This is a genomic window from Vibrio sp. KUL70 (genome assembly GCF_059725515.1).
In genome coordinates, this window is record NZ_AP045834.1 from 2,419,909 (window position 1) to 2,443,882 (window position 23,974).

The window sequence follows — 23,974 nt, forward strand, 5'->3', positions numbered from 1 at the left end:
TTTTCGTTATTCATAGATCTAATCACTTAACCCGGATGACCATCAACTCTAGGCGTTAGCAACATCATGCCAAATTTAAGCACATACATACCAAACGCGAGTACCCATAAACCCGCACTGATATTGACGATAGGCATCATATAAACCGGGAACAAACTGACACCGACACTGCGCAGTAACGCTGCGAGAATCAAGGCTGCAAAGGCTACGGCCATATTCGGCCCTTTGTAGATAGCGCGCCCTGTATGGCCCATAGTGACACGAGCAATCATCGCCAAGATCAAGCCGCTCAAGCCACCTATTGCAAATAGGTGAATCATGTTATGCCCTGCAAACGGATTATCCAGTAAGCCACGTAATAGCAAGCTCAACGGAATACATAGGTATGCCGCGTGCAGTGACCACACCAACGGCTCAGACAGCGTCGCCCAAGGTTTCCAACGAATCACACGTATTAACTGAGCAATACCCGCAAACAGCATCAAAGGCTTACCGACTTCGACAAAAGTCAGTGGGAAGAAACTCAATACAAACAACCCAACCAACGGCAGATTGGCTAACCACTCGAGCCATAGTAGAGGTTGCGGCTTATCAAAGTTAAAACGACGTGCGGTGAAGAATGGGATGACTCTCCCTCCCATCACAGATAACAGCAGCGTAAACCACCACAGCATCGCATGCCAAACCGCTGAAGCAGGGAATGGCGGCATCCCCTTAATGGTTGCATAGCTGGCAAAGTTCGCCACGATCGTCAACACAAACAGTGGAACAAAAAATAGGTTTTTCCACCCTTTCGCATGTACTACTCGAAAGCCAATTTCGTAAGCAGCAAGAGCTAAAAACAGCGCTTCAATCGATGAAATTAGCCACAAGGGTGTGGGTGTCCAAAACAGAATTCGAGGCGCAAGCCACAAGCCGACCAAAGCCGCGAGACGATAATGTTTAGTACCATTTACGCCCGTCCATGTCTGTACCGCGGTCAACACAAATCCCACAACAATCGCCATCGCGAAACCAAACAACATCTCATGAACATGCCACCATAGAGCCGGCACTTGTAGGATCTCAGGTTGACCGTTCTGGAACATGTATACCCAAAGAACAATGGCGAGCACCGCATAGATACTACCGAGGAAGAAAAAGGGTCTAAAGCCCAAGCGTAGATAAGCGGGAATCGCATCCTCGACACTTTTGTCTGTGATATTTAACAAAGTCGCTCCTAAATAAATAAGCGTATCGCCAACTTGGATTCGAGAGTGGCTTGGCGATAGATTCACATATAACTAGGTCAATGCATGAAGCATTCCAACATACTAAATCACTGTATTTATTAACTTTAGGGGCATTCACTCTTCGATATAGAGTCAAATAAACACGCCCAACAGTGTCAATATAACACTTACGAGTCTTTCAGTTATATACTGACTTTTATTTGCATCCCTCATATAGTAGGAGGGTTTTCAACAATAAACAGACAAGGATAGCGATGTATATTTTTGGCTACGGCAGTTTAATCAACTCCTCTTCACGACAACTCACCGGTCAGACTGGAAAAGCGATCCCAGCGATCGTCGATGGTTTAGTGCGCCACTGGAGTAAAATCGATGACAGTTACGTATTATCTCCACTGATTGTTAACCTTGGCGAAGGGCAAGTGAATGGCGTCTTACTCGAAGTGGATGAGGTAGCACTGGCCGAGTTTGATCGTCGCGAGCGCGGCTATCACCGAATTGAATTAGATCCTGAACAGATCGAAGCTCATCAGGGCTTTGACCCTTCTCAAACGATCTGGGTTTACATTAAAGATGAGATTGAAGCGCCCTGCAGCAACAGTCCAATTGTTCAAACTTATGTCGATACTGTCATTGCTGGCTGTTTAGAAATATCAGAAAGTTTCGCTTCTCACTTTGTGCAACATACGCAGGGTTGGCAACACCCAATGATTAACGATCGCCACCAGCCTAAATATGGCAACTTAGCGGGAGTGTCTGAGCATCACCACAGCATTATTGATGACCTACTTCTAGTGGTTCGGAGCTCTTAAGTCGCTAAACGATACTCACCCAAATCCACTTCGGTAAACTTTCTGCTTCGAATCCAAAAGAAAAGCGCTAGGGGGAGCTAGCGCTGACAAAACCAACTAATTCCATTTAGTTAGGGAAATTTTTAACCATGCAAAACTGCATCCATAGTTAGAGTCACTAAACATACATACGATCATCTATCGTTGTAACTAAATTAAGTATCAAACCAAGTATAGTCACAGTTTGAACATGGTGATGATAAATTCTCTGTTTTTAGGATTTGTTACTCCAATTACACAAAACCCCAAAAACTACGCTAGCATTTTATTAGGTGCTACTTTTTCTGCAGTTAACTTCAGACTGCTTATAACGGCTATTTGCTGTAGGTGTTTATGGATCAGTCATCCCCGTTCAATACAAAGCGTTCAAGTCTTGCTCTCTCATTGCAGAATGAGTTCAATCGAAATAAATTGATCATCTACTTTGTTGTGATAACGACCCTTCCTGTTTTTTTAGTCGACTCTTCAACTTATGGAACTCTACAATATGAGCTGTATAACTATTTAGAAATTCTATCTATCGTCTGTTATGTGAGTTTCATAGTTTGGGCTACCTATTTCTATATTTACCTACTGATTAATAGAGAAAAGAGACCACTTAAGCGTTTTTTAATGAAAATAAAGACGCTGTTTATACCAATTTCAAAACCAATTTTCTTTGCCGTAATGATATTTACTCTAAATATCTCTTTCTCTAGTTATACATTCATAAAATCAATCATACCTGAGGTCATGCCTTACTACTTGGATTTGGAATTTTACCATATCGATAAGTGGCTTCATTTTGGCTACTCCCCGTGGGAGATAACACATTACTTGTTCTCCTCTTCCTATTTCACACTATTTATAAACACGTTATACAATGCCTGGTTTTTTGTAATGTGGGGGATGATTCTATACTTCATCCTATATAGACAGTGCAATCACCTAAGAAATCGATTTTTTATCACTTTTATGAGTTCTTGGACTTTACTAGGCAACATCATGGCTATTTTATTGTCATCAGCAGGTCCTGCTTTCATACATTACTTCGAAGATGTGACCCTCTACTCTGATCTAATCGCAACACTGGAGCGGCAAAGCACACACCTAGTCTCTTCCGATTTACCACCGGTTTGGGCGTTAGGTACTCAAGAAATGTTATTAGCCAAATACATAAACTCTGAAACTGGAATAGGTATCGGAATATCAGCTATGCCAAGCATGCACGTCACAATCGCGGTTCTTATGGCTCTGTGCGGGTATGAATTAAACAAAAAACTCGGATACGCACTTTGGGTGTATGCTATTTTGATTCAAATTGGATCTGTCCATCTCGCTTGGCATTATGCTATCGATGGCTATATCGGTGCGATATGCGTCATCACTCTCTGGTACTTAGTCGATTGGTTGCTCAGAAAGATTGGTTCGTATCCTGGCCCTTCTTAGCGATTCTAATAACCGTTTCACTAACAAGGTTTCGAATAAATTTATTTTTATTGTCTTTTAACATACCTTTTCGATACATCAACTGTATATCAAAATCAGGAACGTCAATCGGTGGTATTACGGCTTTGATAGAATTGACCGTATTTTGCTGAGTCGCGACGAGTTTAGGAACGATGCAAATTAATTCTCGACCTTGGATAAGGTTCTTAACAGTTAAGAAGTTACTTGAAATAAAAGAAACTTGTCGCTTCAAACCACGTTCTTCAAGCTTTTTATCAACGCCTGTGCTCATCGCACCATTCGGTGAAACTAAGGCATGCTCAACAGAAGTAAACTCTAACAGAGATATAGGATCAGAAAACTTGCATACATCACCGTCATATAAACAGACATGTTGCTCAGTATAAAGCAGTTGAGTACTGTATCTTTTTACTGCTTCTCCAAAACTACCGATAACGACATCAAGCTTTTCACTTTCATAAACTTGTTGGTAGTTAGCGCGATTAACATTAAACAACGCGACTTTCGACTGAGGTGCCAATCTTTTAATTGTGTCAAACAGTGACGGCCCAAACATTTGCTCTGCATAGTCTGTTAAACCGATCTTCCAAACTCCATCATACGTTTGCGGATTAAATGGTTTAGCTCGCAAAATATCTGTCTGAATCTGAGCCAGCAGCAAATCTACTGAATGGGACAGCTCGATCGCGCGCTCAGTTGGTTCCATTCGGCTTCCCACTCGCTCAAACAAGGGATCGTCAAACAACTTTCTTAACCTTTGTAGACTGTGGCTCATCGCTGACTGGCTAACGAAGCAGCGTTCGGCAGCCTTGCTCACGCTGTTGGTTTTATACAGTGCTTGCAGTGCAATCAATAAGTTAAGATCTATACCTTTCCAGTTAAAACTCGCCACTTACCCATCCCACTTCATTAATAGAGATAATTAAAATAATTAATTTGAATCATAGTACTGTTCCTCCTAAATTACTCGTAGTTCTTTAAATGGGTATGATCATGTTTGCAATTTTTAAGACCTTTTTTTGGCTCGGTTGGATCAGTTTTGGTGGTCCAGCGGCTCACATTGGTTATTTCAGAAATGCGTTTGTCGAGAAAATGAGATGGCTAACTGACGAAGAATATGGCCAGATCGTCGCACTAAGTCAGTTCTTGCCAGGTCCGGGATCAAGCCAAGTCGGTTTCGCGGTCGGTTATAAAAAAGGAGGACTGCCTGGTGCAATTGCTGCGTTCATTGGTTTCACAACTCCATCCGTGATCTTGATGCTAGTTCTAGCGGTTGCCAGTTCACAATTGTTAGATAACTCTCTTTTCAACTCAGTTATCCATGGGCTTAAGCTGCTTGCCGTGGTCGTCGTCGCCGACGCGACCTATGGAATGTATAAAAACTTTTGTACGTCAGCTATCGCGACCTCACTGTGCGTTATGACGGCTGTGGTTTTGCTTCTATTTCCAGGTATTTGGCCACAAATCTTGGTACTTATTGTGGCGGCATTAATTGGCAGTCAATTTCTGGCTTCACAAACTCACTCTTCAGAGACAAATAGCAAAAAGGTTTCGTTTGCACCTTTAGTTCTCTTTATTGCTCTGTTACTCAGCTTGCCTTTACTAGGCAGTTATTCTCAGGGTATCGAAGTGTTCGGCTTGTTCTATCAAGCAGGTAGTTTGGTGTTTGGCGGTGGCCACGTAGTTCTACCATTACTCCAAACTGGTATTGGTGATCAGTTATCCCAAGACGCTTTCCTAACAGGTTACGCAGCAGCACAAGCCGTTCCGGGACCTATGTTTACGCTCGCAACCTATCTGGGTTACGTCCTTATGCCTACATCGCCAGTGTTAGGCGCTCTGATTGCAACCATAGCAGTCTTCCTACCGGGTTTTTTACTGCTGTTAGGTGTTCTTAAGAATTGGCAAGCGATAGCGAGAAAACCACTAATTTCTGGCGCGTTAACTGGTGTTAATGCTGCAGTTGTTGGTCTACTGCTCTCTGCTCTGTATCAACCAATTTTCACTAGTGCAGTGAGTAGCGGACTAGACTTCGCACTTATCGTGGTCGGAGTTTGGTTGCTTAAATCAGTCAAGTTACCAATCGTTGGCTTAGTCGGTGTATTCATCGCTGCGGGCGTAATGATGCATTGGCTGTAAACTCAATTAACGCTTGAAGCCGAAGCGAGAGACAGCTCGCTTCGGCTTCATAAATACGTTCAATGATAGAAAACAGCAGAATGTATCTTTTTAATTCATCTCTCGAACTTGCGAAATCGCTGTCTCCAGGTTTTTGTTAGCGAGTTCATAGTACGACGCTTTCTTGTCAATCGCTTGCTGTAAGTAAGGGATGGCTTCCTCTGGCTTGCCTTGAAGGATTAAGAAGTAACCGACATTATTCAACGCCTCCGGTGCATCCATATGACGCATAAAGGTGTTTACCGATTTCTGCACCTCTCCTTTAGCAAGGTAAATCAGCGCAAGGTTATTCTGCGCTTTCTCATTGTTAGGCTCTAGGTTTAATGCCTTAGTCGTAAAACGCATAGCTTCGTCATAGTCACCATCCATATAGTGAGAATAACCCATATTCATTAATCCTTTCACTGAGCGAGGAGAGATTGTCAGCACTTTACCAAATAGAATCTGCGCCACATCATGATCACCGGCAACATCACGCAATACCCCGACGCCCATATAAGCAAGCAACGGCGACTGGTCATCTACTTTGAAAGCTTGAGCCTGACTCTTGGTCAGTGAGTGATTATTAGAGATACTCTGACCACTACTCATCCGCAACTGGTCTGAGTTAATGGCTTTGTAAAAGTAACTTAACCCCTCTTCAAGTCGATTCTGTTTAGTGTATAAACTCCCAAGCTGTTCAAGCGCTCCGGTATGGGCAGGGTCCACATTCAACACCGCAAGATAAGATTTTTCAGCCAAAGGGTAATTTTCTCTTGATTGATGAATACGACCAATCGTAAATAATGTTCTGTCGTGGAACTCTTTTTCTGGGTACGAAAGGGAGCGAATATATTCGTATAAAGCAAGGTCGACATTATTGTCACGCAGCGCTTTGTCCCCTCGGACAATGGCCTCTTTCTCATTTAAAGGAGGTGCATCGTTACTCAGCGTGTCTATCGGTTTACCCGCGTACAGTTCAGAATTAAAGTCGTTGCCCGTTTCATCAGATGAAACACACCCAATAAGAAAAAGAGGTAACATGAATAATATGACTCTATTTATGGTTCTCATAATCCAGCTCCTGGAGATGTCAAGGCATCCATTACAATCATCATCCCCGGCCCTAGCGCAACGATGAAGAAGCATGGCCAGATGAACAACAACATTGGAAACAACATTTTGGTTGGGATTTTAGCGGCGATCTCTTCTGCTGCTTGTTGCCGCTTGTCCCTGAAGTCAGCGGTATAGTCTCTCAAAGTTTGAGCAAGGCTCCCCCCCATCTTTGAGGCATGAGAAAGCATAGAAACGAGTCCTTCTAACTCAACCAACCCTGTGCGCTCAATAAGTTGACTCAAAGCATCTGGCATTGGTACGCCAGCTTGGATCTTAGCAAACACCGTATCTAGCTCGTCGGCTAATTCAGGTTGAGATACGTATAACTCGGTGGCTACGCGGCCAAGAGCAGCATTAAAACCAAGGCCAGACTCAGTACAAACCACCAACAAATCTAAAGCGTCTGGAACACCATTTCGAATTTTACGTTGGCGATCTTTTTGCAATTTATTGAGAATAAAGTTCGGTGTAAACATCCCCAAAAAAATACACGTTAAAATCAAAAAGTGGTTATAACTGCCACCCACCGCAGCAAAATACACCATAAACGCACATAGCAAACCAATTAAAGTCGATAATAACTTCAATGAATAGAAAACCGACAATGCACTTTTATTATGGTACCCAGCGTGCATCAACTTCTCCGAGTACGTTTCATTGTCACGCTTGTTGCCCTTACCGATAAAAGGACTTAAAGACTCAAGTGTATTAGTAAAGTCGTAACGTTTTCTTTGTGTCGAGTTTCCACCATGACCCGATATTTTTTTCAAACGCTTATCTAATGGTGAACTTGCTCCAACCACCAAAAAACCCACAGTTAGAGTCAACAAAACGGTGGTCAATAAAATCATCGCATAAATAACAAATTGCGAACTCAGACCGAAGTTTTCGATAGCTTGTATCCAAGCGCTTACATTGAATAACTCCATAGTTTAAATCTCTACATTAATTATTTTCTTGATCCATAAAGCACCAATGGCCAACAAAACAATACCTACACTCACCATAGTGATACCACGAGGGTCGCTGTACAAAGGTTCTACATAATCTGGATTCACTAATTTAAGACCGAAAAACAAAGCAAAAGGAGAGAGCGTTAATATCCATGCAGACAAGCGGCTCTCCGCCGAGAGTGTCTTAATCTTTCGCTCCAACTTAAAACGAGCTCTTAATACTTCTGATACTTTTTGAAGATTTTCCGATAAGTTACCACCGGTCTCCTTTTGCAGCATAACGGCACTGGAAAACGCCAACATGGACACGGTAGGCACACGTTCTGTCATTTGCAAAATAGCCAAACGCAAGTCATAACCATAATTCAACAAGTTGTAGGTATTCTTAAATTCAGTCCCAATGGGATCGGGTAACTCTTCACCCACTTCATTGAATGACTGAACCAAAGGTTGCCCAGCTTGCAGAGCTCGACGAATGATATCTAAGGCTTCAGGGAGCTGCTGCTCAAAAAGCGCAAGACGGTAAGTGATCCGGTTTTGCGTATATAAATACGCAATCACCCAGGAAAAGAAAAAGACAGCTACGCAAATAAACCACTCCTGATTAAAAAGCAACGCTAACAAGGTCAACGAAAGCCCGGCCAGAAAAACAGTAAACAGGAAACGTGTGAGGGCCATCTTTATACCTGCGAGCTCAAGCATTCGCTTCAAGTCTGAAAACAGTGTGATAGAGACTAACTTCCGGTCTAATGGGGACAGTTCTCGGCGGTAGTGCTCTTTCAGTAGAGAAAGGCTCTCCTCATCAATATTTCGCTGTGCTTCTTTCAGTCGGCGAGACAACTCTCGGTGTTTGGCCTTCTTCCCCGCAGCAGGCAGTAACAAGGCTTGTGAGATGAAGAGAACCGCAACAAACAGCAGCATGAGTGAAACAGTAACACTATCCATACTCCCTCCTACTCTTGACTCTCAGAGAAGATATCAAAAGGAATATCTAGCCCACGTTTAACCAGTTGATCATGAGTTTGTGGGACGATACCTGTTGCGGTGTAAAAACCCTGAATATTCCCTTCTGCATCAACACCTTTTCGTTGAAATCGGAAGATCTCTGACATGGTGATCACCTCACCTTCCATACCGTTGATTTCTTGTATGCTGACCATACGGCGCTTACCATCTTCTTGACGTTCCATTTGAACGACCAAGTGAATTGCTGATGCAATCTGAGCTCGGAGATTTTTGGTTGAGATATTCCAACCCGCCATAGAGAACATGTTTTCTACTCGACTCAAAGCATCTCGAGGGGTATTGGCATGGATCGTAGCTAAAGAGCCATCGTGTCCCGTGTTCATTGCTGCGAGCATATCCACAGCTTCACTCCCCCGAACCTCCCCAACTACTATTCGGTCAGGGCGCATACGTAAGGTGTTTTTCACCAATTCACGCTGGCTAATTTCACCTTTACCTTCAAGGTTAGCAGGACGCGTCTCTAAACGAATCACATGAGGTTGTTGTAATTGAAGCTCCGCGGAATCCTCAATCGTGATAATTCGCTGATCTCTAGGAATAAAACCTGAAAAGATGTTAAGTGTGGTCGTTTTTCCTGAGCCAGTACCGCCAGAAATGAGAATATTGAGCTCCCCTTTCACCGCCGCTTCCACAAATTTAGCCATCCCTGGTGATATAGAACCATAGCTCAACATATTATCCATCGTCAGGCGATCAACAGCGAAGCGTCGAATTGATACAGAAGGGCCGTCCAGTGCGAGAGGGGGGATAATGGCATTAACACGAGATCCATCGACAAGCCGCGCATCCACCATAGGTGATGCCTCGTCGATACGTCGTCCCACTTGACTTACGATTCTGTCGATGATGTTTCTTAGATGGCGGTCATCAAGAAAAGTATACGGTGTTTTCTCCAGTTTGCCTCGACGCTCTACGTAAACACTCTTTGGGCCATTAACTAAGATATCTGATACTGTGGTGTCTGCGAGCAAAGGTTCTAGCGGACCAAGCCCAAAAACCTCGTCTTCGATCTGTTTAATGACACGCTTGCGACCTTCCGCACTTAAGGCTTGACTTGAATCATTCGCCATTAACTGAACGATCGCCTCGTGTAGATCTACTTTGGCCCTATCTGTCTCCAAGCTTGAGAGTAACCCTAAATCCAATGTCTCTAACAATTGCTTGTGGAAGTAGTGCTTGATTGAGAGCTCCTGCTCAAGTGCTTTTCTCGCTTCATTTATCGACTTTTCTTTTTCGGCACTAGCGTTTTCCACATCAACCTTAAGTGTTCGATCTGGAGAAGATGCTTGGACTTCATTTGAAGTCGTAGTTGCAGCTTTTTTTTCAAACTCTGGGTTAATATTTTTTCGTTTAAAGAACATAACGCTCCCTCGCTTATGTATGCCACTGCCGTTTTATGAGAATAGTCGCTTAATCCAACTTTTGTTTTCTTCTTCATGAGGAGATAAGAAATTAGACAACTCAACAATAGAGCGAGTGATTGAGCTATTTTTCTTACTTTGAACAAATGGCTTACCTAAATTTGCACTCTCTAAAGCAACCTTGAAGTCATTAGGCATAATATGAATATCATGAGCTCCTAATGTCTGTTCGATATCTTTTAGCTTGATGGGCTGTCTTTTGTCATAACGGTTTAAGACAATCTCGATAGCGTCCGTTTGCAGACCATATTCAAACTTCAAAGATTTAATTAAGCGTGACGTGTTTTTGATTGAGACGAGGTTCTGTTGCATCACCAACAAAGCTTTATTCGCTGGGGATATCGTTGAAGCAAAAACATGGTCTAATCCACGAGAAAAATCGATAATAATGTATGGATAGTAACGACGAAGAACAGGCAGCATCTTGCCGATTTTAAGGGCATGTTCATAATCATCAGCGTTGTTTTCGTGCTTGAAACTCAACAAATGTAAACCTGATTCATGCTTACAAACGAATGTTCCTAAAGAGATTTCATCAAGATCTTTCGAGTTATTGATAACGTCAGAAATACTGTAGGACGGATGCAAATTCATATACTCAGGTATCACACCGAATTGCAGATCAATATCCAACAACAACACCTCATTAGGGTGATGCTCTGCAATCTCTATCGCAGTGTTCAAAGCCAATGTCGTAGCGCCCATCCCGCCCTTGGTATTGAGGAACAGAAACAGTTCACCAAGTTTCGCGCTAGCCAACTTGTCCGATGATGTTTTCTGCAATAAAGGAATCAGACCAGCGATAGAGACGCTGTGAGACAAGAAATCCGAGGCTCCTAAACGGAGCGCTGTTTTTAGCGAGGCGTTATCGCTCTCATCTCCGAATACAACTAAAGACAAATCGTGGCCTTCCCAAGCGAGATTATAGCCCTGTAGTTCAGCCATCTTTAATGACCAGTCTCCACCAGCTTCAACAAAAATAAGATCTGGAGCATCAAGACTCTGCAAGTACTCTTCGCTCATCCCCAAAAGAGAAAAAGAGTGCGTGTATAGATTTCTACATTTCTTCAGCTCTTGACTCATATAGGCATGAAAACTCTCACTATGATAAATAAGCCAAACCTTCAGATTTGTCTTCAACCTAGCGATCTCATTATCATTAGATGGTAATGGTATAGCTTCCCCCATAACACTACTCCTATGGCAATTTTGGACACCTTGCCCTTATATTAGAATTTGCTCGTATGACACCTAGACTCTCTGCGGGTAAGATCGTTTCAAACGCAGGAGCCGTAAGATACCCGGAAGTGCCCAAGAAATTTAAGTTACTGATTAGCTGTATTCCATAGCCCGTAGCTCTTGCACGAACAAACTTAATGTCACCAAACCCAGGGTTTGTGGTGTAACCCGAAGTGATTTCTGTCCCACTTGCATCTAAGTACGCGACTTCAATATTCGAAGCAGAGAATCCAAGCAATGGAATGTCTTTGACCACCATTCCAGCAATGTTATCTCTATCTTCCACCCAACATACCGTGGCAAGTCGAGCCGACTTTCGAGTCGCTTCGCTAACCATTTGCAACGAAAAAACATAGACACCGATACCAAGGATCAGAAATATCAATAGAAACACAAACCAAGAAACTAATGTGAATTCAACAATCGCCAACCCTTTCATGTGACGTTTAGTTAACGTGTTCATCACAATACCCTCATTACCGAAGAGACTTGCAACGGTATCGAAAAGACCTGGCTAGAGAACGGAATGCCTATAAAGTGGGGCACATAACTGTAATTCACACTGATCCGTACGTAGCTATCTGTTGAGGGCAGAGTTACGGTCACATCGGAAGTGCTCAGATTAGACAAAAGAGCATTTCCAGAAGTATTTTGACCATAAACAACAACATTCTGAATTTCAGACGTTGGAGCTAAAGTACCGCCTTTCGTACCATAAACTTCGCTAACCGCGTAGCGAGCGCCATTCTGTACCGATTTTGAGATAACATTGTAATGAATCAGTAAATTGCCCACCTCCAGCACCAGTACAAGGAAAAAAAGCAACACAGGTGTCGCGATGATCACTTCTACCGCAGCCCAGCCTTGTTGGGACTTCATGTTCGCTTTCATGATTACGACTCCTCACTATCAGGGTCATCATAGAGCACGATTCGATACGCCCCTTCTGTCGTAGAGTCGACACCGCCTGAACCGCCAATCACAGTACATGAGTGAATGAACTCACCAAATACAGCCTGTGTACCACTGTTATTCGTGGGGGCACGTTGTAGCAAGAAAAAACAACCGATTTTATTGACTGTGAATTCGGTAGCGCCGCCACTTTTACCGGTACAATCCACCATTGGGATAGGTAGGATTCTACGCCAAGCCACACCGTTATTTGCACAACCACTCCCTGTTCCACCACTTGCTATACAAGCATTTGTATCGCTTTCATAATCAGCGTAGGTATAGGTGCCATCAAAATCTATCTCACCCGAGTTGCCGTCAATCGTAATATCATCGTTTGGCTCTGTCGTGATGTAATCGGACGGATAATCTGAGGCAGATAAACCACCTCCGTAGTCACCAAAGCGAGTGTTCAAACCGTCACCTGTTGGCCCCACTGTGCCGCCTGGTTTTGTAACGATGTCATCCCCTATTGCTACTGGATAATCATAACTGCCACCAAGCGCATGCTTAATCGTGTTACCACCAGAACCAAAATCGAGTAAATGGTAGTTACCATTTCCCATCTCAGAAAGGTTACTGTCTCCAACTTTCAACGCATGCACTGTTCCAAGCTCATAACCGAACACGCTGTTAATCACTTCACCGGTATCATCATCAAGGCCATCTTCATTAACGTCATTATCAAATGTTCCATCCCCAATACAGACACCGATAGGCACAACATTATTGATCAACCTTTGACCCGAACTAGGCCCCGCCACCGCGCTTGCAGCTACCGTTTTATCCAAACCAAATGCTTGAATAAAGAATTCTTCCATATCGAGAGAGGAAACGGTAACGCGAACATACACGTCATCATCAGCACCAAAACTTGCTGTTCCAGAGAAATCTTGGGGATCATTGGAATACTCTATCGAGACATTCGCCGTCGAAAAGTCAATCTCCTGATTGCCTGCAGATCCTGCCATCGCCGAAAGCGCCGTATTCACCTCTGTATTTACAGCCGTTTGATCTTTACTATTGTCTAGTATTGTCGCAGCAGCCAAAGCTGCAGAGTCCACTGCGTTTTGCAGTCGTGTTTTATTAACCAAAGCATGATTAATATCGACGGCAAGTGCAGAGACTGCCAAAAAAACTAACAGTGCGACGGTGACTAATATCACCACCAAACCTTGTTGCTTTTTAGGACTTTTAGATACTCGATACAGCATATGAGTACCTCCAAATATTAATTAAACTCTTGAAGTACTTGGCTACTATTGCTAGATAAGGCTTCTTCTCCTTTACCAACATACCGATCGTAACCAATCTGCATTCGCTCCCCTGTACCATCAGGTACTACGAGCAAATTTTCTTGAGTCGCATCTGGGTTATAAATTTGTTCTGTTTTAACCTGAGCTACAGAGTGACCCAGAGGTGCATCTGACATCACACACCCCACCAAACCTACACTGAGACAAACCATCATTATCTTAATCATAGCTATCTCCTTATAATTCGTGTCCAAATGAGCCTTCGCTTCCACCTTCAACTGGAATCGTCTGAGGTGTTGATTGGCGAGGAGCTTGTTCATCATCATCCGATGGCTCCACAATGTAAGCACTTCGGCCAAGCAAGTAATATTGAAGGTCGTTGGGGCTCACAAAAGCATCCGTCGGCAAGGTAACTGCATTTCTATCGATAGGCTTAGCCAACCTCGGAGTAACTAAAATGACCAACTCAGTTTCCCCTGATACAAATTCTTGGCTATTAAATAGCTGTCCCAATACAGGGACCTCTCCCAACCCCGGCATCTTGTTACTGACATCTCGCACGTTTTCACTCAGCAGGCCTGCGATACCTATGGTTTGTCCATCGGCTAATTCCAATGTTGATGATGCGCTACGTCGAGTAATTGGTGGGATGAAGTAAGTCGCATTACTCAAACTCGGCTCAATGGTGAGAGAGCTGCTATTTGCAATTTCACTCACATCAACGGCAAGGTTGAGGTTGATTTTTTGATCGCTCAAAACAGTAGGAATGAACTTTAAGCCAACACCGTACTCTTTGTACTCGATGGTGATGCCGTCTTCATCAGGAACGGGAATAGGGAACTCACCACCCGCTAAAAATTCGGCTTTTGCTCCACTGAGTGCGGTTAAGTTTGGTTCTGCAAGCACTTTGGCAACACCATTTTGTTTGGCAACATCTAATGCGAAGCTGAACAATGTATTGCCATCAACAAACGACCCTAAAATGCCGTAATCCTGTGAAGTAGGAATATCGAAAATAGGTGTAGCTCCAACAATGCCGGCAGGAACAGACGCACCACCCCATGAAAAATTAGAGCCACTGCTTTGGAAAAAATGGAAATTCGCGTCAAACTTTCTCACTAAGCTCCGCTGAACTTCCGCTACCGTGACTTCTAACATCACCTGCTGCGCACCACCTATCGACATCAAATTGATCACACCAGTTGCAGCAGTCACTTCACTACCCGATGCATTCGATGTATCCACCGATTGCCCTGCTGCATAGGTTTCGGCAATACGCATTGCAATGTTCATCTGCTGTTGATTACTGACCTGCCCACTCAATAACAAACGATTCTGTGAACTATGAACTTCGATCTGCTCATTAGGCAAAAATTCAAATAACTTAGCTTTCAGACTATTTAAGTCGTGCGTCACTTCAATATTGATTGACTCTATGAGTACCCCTCTAGAATCCCATGCCATTAAATTCGTAGCGCCGAGTTTCTTACCTATCAGAAACAGCTCATTTGATTTCAGCATGACAATATCAAGGACATCCGGATCACCCAGAGACACTTTGCTCGCTTTGCCCGATAGCTTCACGTGTGTTGACTTATGGTGCGGCACCGTCACCGTTTTACCTGTTTGGATCGCAGCATAACTAGAAAGCGAAACACACAGTAAACCAATAAGACATGTTATTATTGTTTTCATAAATCACCTCAATCCTTGACGCGAACATTCGATGTTTCCGTACCTTTGATGATAGTAACGCTTGGTCTTGGTACGTATCGTTGCACGACTTTTTTGTCTACTTCATGTGGGTTTCTGAGTGTCAGTTGAATACTGCCTTTGCTTTTCGCCGTGAGTAACTTCTCAGCATCTTTGGGGGTCACTTCCAGTGTCACAGCACGAACAATAATAGGACTGTTCTCTTTGGTTTTGGCTGTTTGGTCGACAGCGAGCACTTTAATGTCTTTCAACACTGTTCGAGTCGCAGCAGAATTTTTTCCATATGACACAGTATTAAGAATGTCTACTTTATTACCGGGCAATAGGAAACCGGCCACGCCAATGACATCATCGACTCGAATCGTCACCGCTCGCTTATTTTCTGGAATCAAAGCAGCCAGAGTTGAACCCTCTCCGGGTACGGTAAATCTCATCTTATGCAAGACCTCTCCCGCATATACGGTATTGGCAACCACTTTACCGACTAGCTCTTCGGGGTTGGAATAGTTGTTTTCGTTAATCCAACTCACTTCCATCAGTTTTGTCGTCAGGAATTGATCCTCGATAATCGTTCCAGCCTCAATCTCTTGTGAGGCAACAACCACAGGATGACGCTCAACCTGCTCTACTTCTACGGTTGGCTGTACTTGATTGTCCATCCATTGTTTAGCAAAAAAAACAGCGGCTAAACCGAATACTACGGACAGTAAAAATAGAAGAAATATTTGGCTTTTACTCATTGTTCTCTTCCTCGAGTCCATCAGAAGTGAAATACACCTTCCATGCTGTGGTCAGAATCTCTGGAGTAATCATTAACGGCAGCTGTTCAAATAGAACGATATCTTTACTGATACCGACGAGATCTTTAGGTAAGCAAGGAAAATAGTTAACGCCATGAATGCGATGAAGCTTATATAACTGTTCAATCGTATTATCAGGTACTTCAAAACCCTGAGCTTTAGCTGTGTCGAACCATAAAGCTTGATAGTCTTTTTGTGATAAAGGCTCAAACTCGATTTTGTAGCCCAATCGACGCAAAAAAGCTGGATCACTGATTTTTTGGGGATCCAAGTTAGTAGAGAAGGCTAACGTTAAGATAAAAGGGATCGTGATTTGCTGACCATTCGGTAATGACAAGTAATCAAAGAAGTACTCCATTGGTACAATCCAACGATTTAACAGCACATCGACGGGCATAGGTTGACGCCCCAAATCATCAATAACGAAAATACCGTTGTTAGCCATCATTTGCAGCGGTGCTAACCATACCCGACTGTTTTCTGAATGGTTAACTTCCAGCATATCCATCGTAAGTTCACCGCCAACCTGAATATTTGGTCGCTCACAGTTAAGCCAACGCTTGTCATATTGATCGAGCAAAGATACTGAACGATCCTTACCATTATTATCAATTGGCTTATGATGCTGAGCTGAAAACACCTTGATGATGTTGCCTAATGCGTAAACTGCGTAAGGAATGAATACTGAAGTTCGCAGGGCATTTACAATCCTTGATGCCACAAAGGTTTTACCCGTACCTGCGTGTCCATAAAGAAGTAGTGCTCGTCCAGAATTAATAGCAGGCCCTAAGACAGGTACCTTACTTTCAACGCCATAAACGTCATCCAAAGCCGCTTCAACGTCAGGGCGAGAAACCAGGTGAGCTCTTAGATCCTGAGCTTTTACAATCTCATTATACTGATCTAACGACACTGGAGCAGGACCAAGATACGCGTCACGTTTGAACGCCAAATCAGCCTCCTCTAAACCTTTTTCCGACAACGAATAACGTACATGGCTGTGAGAAAGCGTATTAAGAGCTAAATTCTCATTGGGCTGAAATACTTCGATGAGAGATTTTTTTCGCAAAACGGCAAGCGCATTCTCAACAATATGAGTGACTACACAAAGATAGTTGGAAAGATCCAAAACGTCTGACTTTGGATATGCGGATAGGTGCTTGAGTACAAGATTCTCAATGACAACATCAGGCACACCAAGCATCTCTGACGAAGTCGGTACTAAGGGAGCCGATATTTGAGGTTTTAAATCCGATGTCCGTTTTCTACCTCTAATATCCATAAATCACCCCACCATATTATTCACTGTTCACTTCATTTCAATTAAAGTAGCTATACATTGCCAAGCCAATAACAACAGCAGGTGCAAATGGCATGGTCACTTTATTTCTGTATCTTGAATGACTTCCAATTTCTGGATGTTCCAAATTGGCGCTTATATTTGCCACAGAAATAACCTTTTGCTCAAAATAGCCCTTTATTCCCAACCAGTTATGGCTTGCAAAGTGATGAAAAATATAAGTAATACCAACAATGCCAGCTGAAATAGTTATGTAGTAAGCTACTGACTGCAAATTACCCCATCCGACATAGAGACCAATAACCCCCAATAGCTTTACATCTCCAGCAGACATTGCTCTAACAAAGTATAAGAGCAACCCAAATGAAAACATCGCTAAACCACCAGCCAAAGATATTCTTAGCTGCTCAAATGAAAATTGAATCGATAACTGTAAGGAAAACAACAATACCATTAATAGTAGCAGTCGATTGGGTATGCGATGCTGAGATACATCGCATACCGCTACTATCAAAAGAACGATCCAAAACGGAAGAAAATCGTCAATCATAAATCGTCTACAATACCGACATAATAGTCGTTAACTTACTAATTAAGGCAGTAGAACCACCAGACATCACCATCCATATCGCAAATACCAACAAGGATGCACCAATGACATACTCTGCCGTCGCAAGACCCGCTTGTCTCTTCACTGTCAACTCACTCTATGGCGCTGATGTCGTACTAATCGCCCCAATAATTGCACTCAATTTATTCGCAAGAACTGTACCGATACCAGAAAATATTGTTGTCAATCCGAAAACGAGCATAGCCGCACCGATAACATATTCGACTACAGTTAACCCTTCCTCGTCATTAAAGAAATTTTTAATATCAATCATTAATTTATCCATGATCTTATCTCCATTATTCTCAAAGCAGGTTTTGCTAACCTGTAAGGTAAATCTAGAGGCAAAGATGGTATTGAGTTAGGATTTTTTTTCTTATCACTTGTACTTTTTTGTTCTCTTTCTAATCTATTTAATATAGAGGCTCCATGCGCCTACTTTCGATAATGATTAACAAATGAAACTTGAGGCATATGATTATGCACTTATTTACACCTCTATTATTTGATAAGCAGAGTAGAATTAATTCGATAATTATAAAGAAAATTGAGCGTTTTTTTTCTATTACAACCTTTGGGCAAGACATCTCTATTATCAGTAAGTTAGAAGTGAGGTTGGTGTTTTTTATAATTAACGACGCTAAAAATTATCAACTACTTAACATGGCTATTTCTATTTGTGAAAACCTAAATAAGAAGATTATTGTTATATCAAACTGCTCTATAGATAATGTAATTAAGTATAAGAAAAGTCTGATTGATATTGTCAATGTAAGTGAGATTGGTCTCACAAGTGAACTTGAGTTTCTCAAAATTAAGACAGACCACTTATTCAATACGCATTGCCACATTGAAAGTCACTATCGAGAGAGAGATAGCGGTACTTTGTTTCTGACACAAGTCTCTGAATACATCTTTAACCACCTTACTACCGATATAAGAGAATCGGATCTTGCTGAGATGTGCCACTGCTCTACCAGCTACTTTTCCAAAAAGTTTCATCGGTATTTTGGGGTTTGCTTTCGAGACTTCGTTTGCGATAAGCGAATTTTGCTTGCCAAGGAGATCATGCAAAGAGATACGGACTCCAAGATTGCAGTCATCGCTTATCAATGTGGCTACAAAGATGTGTCTTATTTTTCGCGAATTTTTAAGAAGAGAACAGGGGTCACACCAGCAAGTTATAGGCGAGCCTGCATAGATGACAAATAAACGCTAATTTTACTCCCTAAAAGATAAGTTACGTGCTATGTTTAACATAATTTTAACAATAATAACTTAGCGAAAAACATGGAGTTAGACAATGATTCAGCCTAACGAGTTTAGCCAAGACCAAAACCAAGCTCTCCCTACACCAAATGAAATGATTTTAAAATGGGCAGAGGAGCGCCCAAATGAGGTCTATCTAAAACAGATCATCAACCGTCAGTTTGTCGAGTACACTTATAAAGAGGTGGCAGATAAAGCACTCAAATTGGTTACTGCACTTGAGGAGCTCGGTGCCAAGGCGGGCGATAGAATTGCCCTGGTATCAAAAAACTGTGCCGAGTGGTTCATTACCGACTTAGCCATGATGCTGGGCGATTTTGTCAGTGTTCCGATCTTTCCCACCGCTGGAGCAGACACCATCGCTTACTGCATTGAGCACAGTGAAAGTAAAATCGTTATAGCAGGTAAACTCGATGATCCTGCCGCTACTCAGCAGGTGCTCGATGATAATCCGGAGCTGATTAGTATCGCTCTGCCTTATGACACCGCAGCAAAGTGCCAATACGCATTTAATGATCTCATCGACAACAGCACCCCCTCTTCAAAACGCCCAGTGCATCACGACGACAAACTTATGTCACTGGTCTATACATCAGGGACGTCGGGGCAACCAAAGGGCGCGATGTTGACTTATGGCGCTTTCACTTGGTCGGTTCAGCGTCTGATCGACCATATTGGGATCGAGAAAAACGACCGCCTGTTTTCTTATCTGCCTTTGGCTCACATTACTGAGCGTGTATACATTTTTGGCTCGTCTATCATGGGTGGCGTACCAACCGCTTTCCCAGAATCACTCGATACTTTCATCGAAGACGTTAAGATGCACAGACCGACTCTATTCATCTCCGTGCCAAGACTCTGGACTCTCTTCCAGCAGCGTATTCAAGACAAATTGCCTCAGAAGAAACTAAATATTCTTCTAAAGATTCCGTTTGTTAACTCACTCATCAAGAAAAAACTGGCTGATGGTCTCGGATTGGATCAAGCACGCGTTCTTGGATGTGGCTCTGCCCCCGTGTCTCCCGCTCTACTGGACTGGTACGAAAGCGTAGGTCTGCACATCACTGAAGCCTGGGGGATGACAGAATCTTTCGCTTACAGCACCCTTAACTACCCATTCAGAGCGGACAAAATTGGGTCTGTAGGTAATGCGGGGCCGGGTGTTGAGCTCAAGATTGCTGAAGATGACGAGATCTTAGTACGCAGTAAAGGCCTGTTCTCTGGTTACTACAAAAATGATATCGCTACACAAGAGTCATTCAATGAAGAAGGCTGGCTACACACCGGTGATATCGGAGCAATTGATAGCGAAGGTTACCTGACGATCCAAGGTCGTAAAAAAGATACCTTCAAAACCGCGAAAGGGAAGTTTGTTGCTCCTGTACCTATTGAGAAAAAGCTCTTTGAATACAGCCGTGTTGAGATGATGTGTCTAATCGGTCTAGGCTTGCCAGGCCCTATCCTACTGGTTGTTCCTCATGACTTCCCTAACTTCGATCGTGCACGCTATGAGAGAACCACAAAACGAGTGATCGATAAGATGAACGCGCAATTAGGCTCTCATGAAAAGATCAAAGGTGTACTTATGATTAAGGAGCCGTGGAGTATTGAAAACGGGATCTTAACTCCAACACTCAAGATCAAACGTCATGTTCTCGAGCAGAAGTACCACGAAATAGGCCACAACTGGCCGAGCGACAAACTTGTCGTTTGGGAAGAGTAATCGGCCCTAAGCCAAACTCTTTTTGATCAAAAGCGCTTTTGAATAGACAAGCGTAACTCAGGTAACCACTTGAGTTACGCTTTCTAACTCCCTTATTCCCAAAACGCTTTCCTCTCCTGTCCTCAAGATGGCGTGAGAAGAATCAACAAAAATCCCAATCAACACTCAACATCATTGATACCGACTTCTCATTGAAATGGCCCGGAAACTCGGATGACTAAGCTGCTATACTGACGAAAAATACTTATCGGACGTATCATGACACAAGCAAACAACCCACTACATGGCATTACTTTACAAAAGCTACTCACTGAACTAGTGGACCACTATGGGTGGGAAGAGTTGAGTTACATGGTTAACATTAACTGCTTCAAAAAAGACCCAAGCATCAAGTCGAGCTTAAAGTTTCTGCGCAAAACGGAATGGGCTCGAACTAAAGTAGAGCAAATCTATATCGATTTAAAACGCTAATGTTCACTACCTAAATCACTCTAATTCCCCGTAGTTATTTCGCGGGGATTACCCCCTGTGTCTACTTTTTAGGGGCCACATCAATCTCGCATCTCGCATCTCGCATCTCGCATCTCGCATAATAAACCCCACACAACAAAAGCCCCGCAAGCTTTCACTTGCGGGGCTTTAAAACTAATTAGATTCTAAAAACAATTACTTGTTTTCTTTGTCTTCTTTAGCTTTTGCGATTACTTCTTCTGCCACGTTAGCTGGACATGGAGAGTACTGTAGGAATTCCATAGAGAATTGACCACGGCCTGAAGTAATAGTACGTAGGTGACCGATGTAACCGAACATTTCTGATAGTGGTACGTCAGCTTTAATACGTACGCCAGTAGCGCCAGCTTGTTGGTCTTTGATCATACCACGACGACGGTTAAGGTCACCGATTACATCACCAACGTGATCTTCTGGAGTGAATACGTCAACGTTCATGATTGGCTCAAGAAGTTGTGCACCCGCTTTAGGCATAGATTGACGGAATGCGCCTTTCGCTGCGATTTCAAATGCGATTGCAGATGAGTCAACTGCGTGGAAGCCACCGTCGAATAGTTCTACTTCAACATCTAGAGTTGGGAAGCCAGCAAGAACACCGTTTTCCATCATAGATGCGAAACCTTTCTCAACTGCAGGCCAGAATTCCTTAGGAACGTTACCACCAACAACAGTTGAAGAGAAAGTGAAGCCAGAACCAGCTTCGCCTGGTTTGATACGGTAATCGATCTTACCGAATTGACCAGAACCACCAGATTGCTTCTTGTGAGTGTAGCTATCTTCAACAGCTTTCGTGATTGTTTCACGGTAAGCTACTTGAGGAGCACCTACTACAAGGTCAACACCGTATGTACGCTTAAGGATATCTACCTTGATGTCTAGGTGAAGTTCACCCATACCTTTCAGGATAGTTTCGCCAGTTTCTTCGTCAGTCTCAACTTGGAAAGATGGATCTTCTGCAACCATTTTACCGATCGCGATACCCATTTTCTCAGAACCGCCTTTATCTTTTGGAGATACAGCGATAGAGATTACTGGTGTTGGGAAGATCATTGGCTCTAGAGTACATTCGTGCTTAACATCACATAGAGTGTGACCAGTTTGAACGTTCTTCATACCAACAACAGCGATGATGTCACCAGCTTGTGCTTCAGTTAGCTCGTTACGCTCATCAGCTTGCATCTCAACCATACGGCCGATACGCTCAGTTTTACCAGTTGCAGAGTTAAGGATTGTATCACCCTTCTTCATGCGACCAGAGTAGATACGGATGAACGTTAGTGCACCGAAACGGTCGTCCATGATCTTAAATGCAAGAGCACGTAGCGGCTCATCAGCAGATACTGTAGCAACTTCACCAGTTGGCTCACCAGTTTCTTTGTCTGTTAGAGGCTGAGGATCAACTTCAGTTGGAGCTGGTAGGTAATCTACTACAGCATCAAGGATAAGTTGCATACCTTTGTTCTTGAATGCAGAACCACAGAACGTAGGGAAGAATGCGATATCACGAGTACCTTTACGGATACAACGCTTGATGTCTTCGATAGAAGGCTCTTCACCTTCCATGTACGCTTCCATTAGGTCATCGTCTTGCTCTACAGCAGTTTCGATTAGCTCTTCACGGTATTGCTCAACGTCATCAACCATGTCCGCAGGAACATCAGTGATTTCGTAGTTTTCAGGAAGACCTGTGTCATCCCAAACGTATGCTTTACGGCTTAGTAGGTCTACAACACCAACGAATTCATCTTCGCGGCCGATTGGTAGAACCATTACTAGAGGAGTTGCGCCTAGAACGTTCTTAACTTGGTCAACAACGCGGTAGAAGTCAGCACCCATACGGTCTAGTTTGTTAACGAAGATCAGACGAGATACTTCTGATTCGTTAGCGTAGCGCCAGTTAGTTTCTGATTGAGGTTCAACACCACCAGAACCACAGAATACACCGATACCGCCATCAAGTACTTTAAGAGAACGGTATACTTCAACTGTGAAGTCAACGTGTCCAGGAGTATCGATAACGTTTAGACGGTGACCGTTCCAGAAACAGCTTACAGCTGCTGATTGGATAGTAATACCGCGCTCAGCTTCCTGTTCCATGAAGTCAGTCGTTGATTCGCCGTCATGTACTTCACCAGTCTTGTGGATTTGACCAGTTAGCTTAAGGATACGCTCAGTGGTAGTTGTTTTACCCGCATCAACGTGCGCGAAAATACCAATGTTTCTGTATTTCGATAAATCTGCCATTGTCTTACTCTGTTAATAGGATATAAAATGCGCGCAGAGTATATCACAATCTGTGAAGACTGATAGCTTTGCATGCATTTGAGACTAAAAAACTTTTGTCTTTCCACAATCAGAAAGGAAAAGTGCTCTGTAGAAACAACCTAAACGGTTGTCA

General features: G+C 43.1%; 23 protein-coding genes and 1 pseudogene. 6 read left to right on the forward strand and 18 right to left on the reverse strand.

Annotated features, from left to right (window positions below; translation table 11 throughout):
• Nucleotides 1-26 precede the first annotated feature (26 nt).
• Nucleotides 27-1,211: an NnrS family protein gene (locus AC6I7V_RS10685; RefSeq protein ID WP_498010858.1), complete on the reverse strand. Its 1,185-nt coding sequence runs from the start codon at nucleotides 1,209-1,211 to the stop codon at nucleotides 27-29.
• A 275-nt stretch (nucleotides 1,212-1,486) separates the two neighbouring features.
• Between AC6I7V_RS10685 and AC6I7V_RS10690 the strand changes: the two genes are divergently transcribed.
• The gene (locus AC6I7V_RS10690; RefSeq protein WP_498010859.1) at nucleotides 1,487-2,044 is read left to right on the forward strand and encodes a gamma-glutamylcyclotransferase family protein; all 558 of its coding nucleotides are present in this window, start codon (nucleotides 1,487-1,489) and stop codon (nucleotides 2,042-2,044) included.
• Between the two features lie 771 nt (nucleotides 2,045-2,815).
• Nucleotides 2,816-3,511 carry a phosphatase PAP2 family protein gene (locus tag AC6I7V_RS10695; RefSeq protein WP_498011677.1) on the forward strand — a complete coding sequence of 232 codons (696 nt, stop codon included), beginning with the start codon at nucleotides 2,816-2,818 and terminating at the stop codon, nucleotides 3,509-3,511.
• Here the strand turns inward: AC6I7V_RS10695 and AC6I7V_RS10700 are convergent.
• Nucleotides 3,477-4,424, reverse strand: coding sequence for a LysR family transcriptional regulator (locus AC6I7V_RS10700; RefSeq protein WP_498010860.1), 948 nt, complete (start codon nucleotides 4,422-4,424; stop codon nucleotides 3,477-3,479). The genes AC6I7V_RS10695 and AC6I7V_RS10700 overlap by 35 nt on opposite strands.
• A gap of 101 nt (nucleotides 4,425-4,525) precedes the next feature.
• On the opposite strand from AC6I7V_RS10700, the gene chrA reads away from it, so the two are divergent.
• Nucleotides 4,526-5,671, forward strand: coding sequence for a chromate efflux transporter (gene chrA, locus AC6I7V_RS10705; protein ID WP_498010861.1), 1,146 nt, complete (start codon nucleotides 4,526-4,528; stop codon nucleotides 5,669-5,671).
• A 90-nt stretch (nucleotides 5,672-5,761) separates the two neighbouring features.
• On the opposite strand, the gene AC6I7V_RS10710 is transcribed toward chrA, so the two are convergent.
• From AC6I7V_RS10710 to AC6I7V_RS10780, 15 genes and pseudogenes are all read right to left on the reverse strand, one after another.
• Nucleotides 5,762-6,763, reverse strand: coding sequence for a tetratricopeptide repeat protein (locus tag AC6I7V_RS10710; RefSeq protein ID WP_255230029.1), 1,002 nt, complete (start codon nucleotides 6,761-6,763; stop codon nucleotides 5,762-5,764).
• Entirely contained in the window at nucleotides 6,760-7,734 is a 975-nt protein-coding gene (locus AC6I7V_RS10715) for a type II secretion system F family protein (protein ID WP_255230028.1), read from the reverse strand. The genes AC6I7V_RS10710 and AC6I7V_RS10715 overlap by 4 nt, the downstream gene beginning before the upstream one ends.
• 3 nt (nucleotides 7,735-7,737) lie before the next feature.
• A complete protein-coding gene (locus tag AC6I7V_RS10720) occupies nucleotides 7,738-8,703 on the reverse strand; it encodes a type II secretion system F family protein (protein WP_255230027.1) in 966 nt (321 codons plus the stop codon).
• 8 nt (nucleotides 8,704-8,711) lie between these two features.
• A pseudogene (locus tag AC6I7V_RS10725) lies at nucleotides 8,712-10,028 on the reverse strand (TadA family conjugal transfer-associated ATPase); the annotation flags it as partial.
• A 150-nt stretch (nucleotides 10,029-10,178) separates the two neighbouring features.
• Nucleotides 10,179-11,393: an AAA family ATPase gene (locus tag AC6I7V_RS10730; protein ID WP_255230025.1), complete on the reverse strand. Its 1,215-nt coding sequence runs from the start codon at nucleotides 11,391-11,393 to the stop codon at nucleotides 10,179-10,181.
• Between the two features lie 10 nt (nucleotides 11,394-11,403).
• On the reverse strand, nucleotides 11,404-11,907 hold the full coding sequence (locus AC6I7V_RS10735; RefSeq protein WP_255230024.1) for a TadE/TadG family type IV pilus assembly protein: 504 nt from the start codon (nucleotides 11,905-11,907) through the stop codon (nucleotides 11,404-11,406).
• Complete coding sequence (locus AC6I7V_RS10740) at nucleotides 11,907-12,335, reverse strand: TadE/TadG family type IV pilus assembly protein (protein ID WP_498010862.1); 429 nt, start codon at nucleotides 12,333-12,335, stop codon at nucleotides 11,907-11,909. Before AC6I7V_RS10740 ends, AC6I7V_RS10735 begins: the two co-directional genes overlap by 1 nt.
• 2 nt (nucleotides 12,336-12,337) lie before the next feature.
• A complete protein-coding gene (locus tag AC6I7V_RS10745) occupies nucleotides 12,338-13,609 on the reverse strand; it encodes a Tad domain-containing protein (RefSeq protein WP_255230022.1) in 1,272 nt (423 codons plus the stop codon).
• Nucleotides 13,610-13,626: 17 nt separating this feature from the next.
• A complete protein-coding gene (locus AC6I7V_RS10750; RefSeq protein ID WP_255230021.1) occupies nucleotides 13,627-13,878 on the reverse strand; it encodes a hypothetical protein in 252 nt (83 codons plus the stop codon).
• 10 nt (nucleotides 13,879-13,888) lie between these two features.
• On the reverse strand, nucleotides 13,889-15,346 hold the full coding sequence (locus tag AC6I7V_RS10755; RefSeq protein ID WP_498010863.1) for a type II and III secretion system protein family protein: 1,458 nt from the start codon (nucleotides 15,344-15,346) through the stop codon (nucleotides 13,889-13,891).
• Between the two features lie 8 nt (nucleotides 15,347-15,354).
• On the reverse strand, nucleotides 15,355-16,104 hold the full coding sequence (gene cpaB, locus AC6I7V_RS10760) for a Flp pilus assembly protein CpaB (RefSeq protein ID WP_255230019.1): 750 nt from the start codon (nucleotides 16,102-16,104) through the stop codon (nucleotides 15,355-15,357).
• The gene (locus AC6I7V_RS10765; RefSeq protein ID WP_498010864.1) at nucleotides 16,097-17,446 is read right to left on the reverse strand and encodes a DUF8689 domain-containing protein; all 1,350 of its coding nucleotides are present in this window, start codon (nucleotides 17,444-17,446) and stop codon (nucleotides 16,097-16,099) included. The genes cpaB and AC6I7V_RS10765 overlap by 8 nt, the downstream gene beginning before the upstream one ends.
• 37 nt (nucleotides 17,447-17,483) lie before the next feature.
• Entirely contained in the window at nucleotides 17,484-18,014 is a 531-nt protein-coding gene (locus tag AC6I7V_RS10770) for an A24 family peptidase (protein WP_498010865.1), read from the reverse strand.
• A 7-nt stretch (nucleotides 18,015-18,021) separates the two neighbouring features.
• Nucleotides 18,022-18,159, reverse strand: a complete 138-nt coding sequence (locus tag AC6I7V_RS10775; protein WP_255231830.1) for a hypothetical protein — start codon at nucleotides 18,157-18,159, stop codon at nucleotides 18,022-18,024.
• A gap of 12 nt (nucleotides 18,160-18,171) precedes the next feature.
• A complete protein-coding gene (locus AC6I7V_RS10780) occupies nucleotides 18,172-18,360 on the reverse strand; it encodes a Flp family type IVb pilin (RefSeq protein ID WP_150869199.1) in 189 nt (62 codons plus the stop codon).
• A gap of 194 nt (nucleotides 18,361-18,554) precedes the next feature.
• On the opposite strand from AC6I7V_RS10780, the gene AC6I7V_RS10785 reads away from it, so the two are divergent.
• The 3 genes from AC6I7V_RS10785 to AC6I7V_RS10795 all read left to right on the forward strand — a co-directional run bounded on the left by AC6I7V_RS10785 (nucleotide 18,555) and on the right by AC6I7V_RS10795 (nucleotide 21,537).
• The gene (locus AC6I7V_RS10785; RefSeq protein ID WP_498010867.1) at nucleotides 18,555-19,286 is read left to right on the forward strand and encodes a helix-turn-helix domain-containing protein; all 732 of its coding nucleotides are present in this window, start codon (nucleotides 18,555-18,557) and stop codon (nucleotides 19,284-19,286) included.
• A 91-nt stretch (nucleotides 19,287-19,377) separates the two neighbouring features.
• Nucleotides 19,378-21,066 (forward strand): AMP-binding protein, encoded by a 1,689-nt coding sequence (locus tag AC6I7V_RS10790; protein WP_498010869.1) that lies wholly within the window; start codon nucleotides 19,378-19,380, stop codon nucleotides 21,064-21,066.
• Between the two features lie 258 nt (nucleotides 21,067-21,324).
• Entirely contained in the window at nucleotides 21,325-21,537 is a 213-nt protein-coding gene (locus AC6I7V_RS10795; RefSeq protein ID WP_255230012.1) for a VF530 family protein, read from the forward strand.
• A 195-nt stretch (nucleotides 21,538-21,732) separates the two neighbouring features.
• On the opposite strand, the gene fusA is transcribed toward AC6I7V_RS10795, so the two are convergent.
• The gene (gene fusA / locus AC6I7V_RS10800; RefSeq protein ID WP_255230011.1) at nucleotides 21,733-23,820 is read right to left on the reverse strand and encodes an elongation factor G; all 2,088 of its coding nucleotides are present in this window, start codon (nucleotides 23,818-23,820) and stop codon (nucleotides 21,733-21,735) included.
• Nucleotides 23,821-23,974 lie beyond the last annotated feature (154 nt).